Raw genomic sequence first — 2,921 nt, 5'->3', positions numbered from 1 at the left:
AGGCCGCCCCCCCCCTGCCCTGAGGCTGTGCCCCACCGGCCCGGGCCGCCCGGCCGTCCCGGCCGCCGCGGCGGCCGGAACTCCGGCGCGGCCAGGTGCCGTCGCTCTCCGTCAGCGGGCGAAGCCGCCGTCGGCCATGAGCGTCTGTCCGGTCATGAAGGCGGAGTCGTCGCTGGTGAGGAAGGCGATGGTGCCGGTCAGGTCCTCCGGCAGGCCGTTGCGCTTGATGGCCTGGGCCTGCGCGGCCGCGGCGAGACCTTCCGGGGTGTGGTTGCCCTGGAGGACGCCCGGGGTGATGGTCAGGGCCGGGCCGGCGGCGTTGACGGTGATGCCGAACGGTGCGAGGTCGTTGGCCAGGCCGCGGCTGAAGCCGATGATCCCCATCTTGCTCGCCATGTAGTGCGAGATGCCGGGGACGTTGCTGACGATCGAGTCGGAGGTCAGGTTGACGATGCGGCCCCAGCCGCCCTTCTTCATGGCCGGCAGCACCGCCTTCACCATGAGGAACTGAGAGTCGAGGTTGACCGTGATGACGCGCCGCCAGGTGTCGTAGTCCACGTCCTCGATGTCGCGGATGGGGAAGATCCCGGCGTTGTTGACCAGGATGTCCGTCCGGCCGAAGCGCCGGGCGACCTCCTGGCCCACGGCGGCGGTCTGCTCCGGGCTGGACACGTCGGCCGCCAGACCGAGCACCGGGTGGCCCTCGCCGGAGAGCAGGGCGACGGTCTCGTCGGGAGCGGTGAGGTCGACCGCGACGACGGTCGCGCCGCGCGCGCCGAGGTCGGCGGCGATGGCCCGGCCGATGCCGCGTGCGGCGCCGGTGACGACGGCCACGCGGCCGGTGTGCGTCTGCGGAACTGTCATGTCGGTACTCCTTGCTGTGAGTTGGTGGTCCCGGGCGCCGTCTGGCGAGGTCGCCGGGGACCTGTGTCCTTCCGGGCTCCGTGCCGGAGGAGTCGTCACGCCGCGCGACCGGCCTTCATGGTCCGGGCGACCTCGGCGATCCGGTGGCCCTGGAAGGCAGCAGCAGCGAGGGCCGTGCTGTCGACGGGGAGCTCTCCGTCGGCTCCGGTCACGTGCGAGGTGCCGTAGGGATTGCCGTCGGCGAACTTCACCGGGTCGGTGAAGCCGGGGGGCACGATGAACCCGCCGAAGTGGTAGATGGAGTTGTAGAGCGCGAGCAGCGTGGACTCCTGACCGCCGTGCAGCTGGGAGGTCGAGGTGAAGCCGCTGTAGACCTTGTCCGCGAGCAGGCCCCGCGCCCACAGGCCGCCGAGGGTGTCCAGGAACTGCTTGAGCTGGCTGGCGATGTTGCCGAAGCGGGTGGGGCTGCCGAAGATCACGGCGTCGGCCCAGTCGAGGTCGTCCGGTGCGGCCACCGGAATGTGCTCGGTCGCCGCGGCGTGGTCGGCCCACGGCTTCACGCCCGCGATCACCTCCCGGGGCGCGAGCTCGGCGACGCGCAGGAGCCTCACCTCGGCGCCCGCCTCGGCCGCACCGCCGGCGACGATCTCCGCGAGCTGGTGGATGGTGCCGGTCGAGGAGTAGTAGACGACGGCCACGTTGGGCGTGTGGGGCATGTGTGATCCATTTCGGTGCGGAACGCCTGGGGGGTCGGGGCATCGGCGACTGGCCTCTGCGGGCTCGCAGGCTCCAAGAGCTGCGTGCGCAAGCAATGAAACAGGGGATCGGGGCGCCCGGGTATCGGGAATGCGACCTACCGCCCGCGCCGTACGGGCTCCTGACCGTCGCGGTGCCGGTCGTGCCGCCGACCTAGGGCGCCGGGACCTGCGGACCGGGACGACGGACCCGGACCGGCGGAGCGGTGCCGGTCCACCGGGACCAGGGCCGCAGGCCGGCACCGTGCGCGACCGCTGGGCCGTCCCACCGTGACGGCGGGTGAGGTCAGGGCGTTGCGTACCCTTGCGGCATGCGCATGCGCCCCACTTTGAGCTGGACCCCCACCGAGGACCTGCCGCCGGGTACCACGGACGTGGGGCCCGTCGCCGACGCGCTGGGCGGCGGCGGTGTGCTCGTGCTCAGCGGGGCGGGCATCTCCACGGAGTCGGGCATCCCCGACTACCGGGGCGAGGGCGGGAGCCTGAGCCGGCACACCCCGATGACCTACCAGGACTTCGTCGCCGGTGCCCCGGCCCGGCGCCGGTACTGGGCGCGCAGCCACCTCGGGTGGCGCACCTTCGGCCGCGCCCGCCCCAACGACGGGCACCGTGCGGTGGCCGCCTTCGAGCGGCACGGCCTGCTGTCAGGGGTGATCACCCAGAACGTCGACGGGCTGCACCAGGCCGCCGGCAGCGGGGACGTCGTGGAACTCCACGGAAGCCTGGCCCGGGTCGTCTGCCTGTCCTGCGGCACCTCCAGCCCGCGCGGCGAACTCGCCCGGCGTCTGGAGGAGGCCAACGTGGGCTTCGAGCCGGTGGCCGCGGGAATCAACCCGGACGGTGACGCCGACCTCACCGACGAACAGGTCGGGGACTTCCACGTCGTGCCCTGCGTCGTCTGCGGCGGCGTCCTCAAACCGGACGTGGTGTTCTTCGGCGAAGCCGTACCGCCGCGGCGGGTCGAGCACTGCCGCGAACTGGTCCGCCGGGCGACCGCGCTGCTGGTCCTGGGTTCCTCGCTGACGGTGATGTCCGGGCTGCGGTTCGTCCGTCAGGCCGCCGAGGCCGGGAAGCCGGTACTCATCGTCAACCGGGACGCGACCCGCGGCGACCGGCACGCCCTCACCCGGGTCGCGCTCCCGCTCGGCACCGCCCTCACGGCCGTGGCCGAGCGGCTGGACGTTTCCCTCGACGGGCCCCTCGACGGCCAGGAGGCGGCCCGGGTGACCCGGTGACCCGATGACGGGGGCCGCGGCCGAAGTGGCCCGGCACACGGCCGGCCCGTCCGCGGTGGTTCGCCAC

3 protein-coding genes are annotated in these 2,921 nt (G+C 73.2%); 1 reads left to right on the top strand and 2 read right to left on the bottom strand.

Annotated elements, in window-relative coordinates; translation table 11 throughout:
• Nucleotides 1-111: 111 nt before the first annotated feature.
• Together ACFW3D_RS19770 and wrbA are read right to left on the bottom strand one after the other, a co-directional pair.
• Entirely contained in the window at nucleotides 112-864 is a 753-nt protein-coding gene (locus ACFW3D_RS19770) for an SDR family NAD(P)-dependent oxidoreductase (protein ID WP_500505494.1), read from the bottom strand.
• 95 nt (nucleotides 865-959) lie between these two features.
• Nucleotides 960-1,580: an NAD(P)H:quinone oxidoreductase gene (gene wrbA, locus ACFW3D_RS19765; RefSeq protein ID WP_500505493.1), complete on the bottom strand. Its 621-nt coding sequence runs from the start codon at nucleotides 1,578-1,580 to the stop codon at nucleotides 960-962.
• Between the two features lie 350 nt (nucleotides 1,581-1,930).
• On the opposite strand from wrbA, the gene ACFW3D_RS19760 reads away from it, so the two are divergent.
• Nucleotides 1,931-2,854, top strand: coding sequence for an NAD-dependent protein deacetylase (locus ACFW3D_RS19760; RefSeq protein ID WP_500505492.1), 924 nt, complete (start codon nucleotides 1,931-1,933; stop codon nucleotides 2,852-2,854).
• The last annotated feature ends 67 nt before the right edge of the window (nucleotides 2,855-2,921 follow it).

Source organism: Streptomyces sp. NPDC058864 (genome assembly GCF_042742985.1).
Lineage (GTDB): Bacteria > Actinomycetota > Actinomycetes > Streptomycetales > Streptomycetaceae > Actinacidiphila.
The sequence above is the reverse complement of the archived record's forward strand: the minus strand, read 5'-3'. Positions and strand labels throughout refer to the sequence as shown.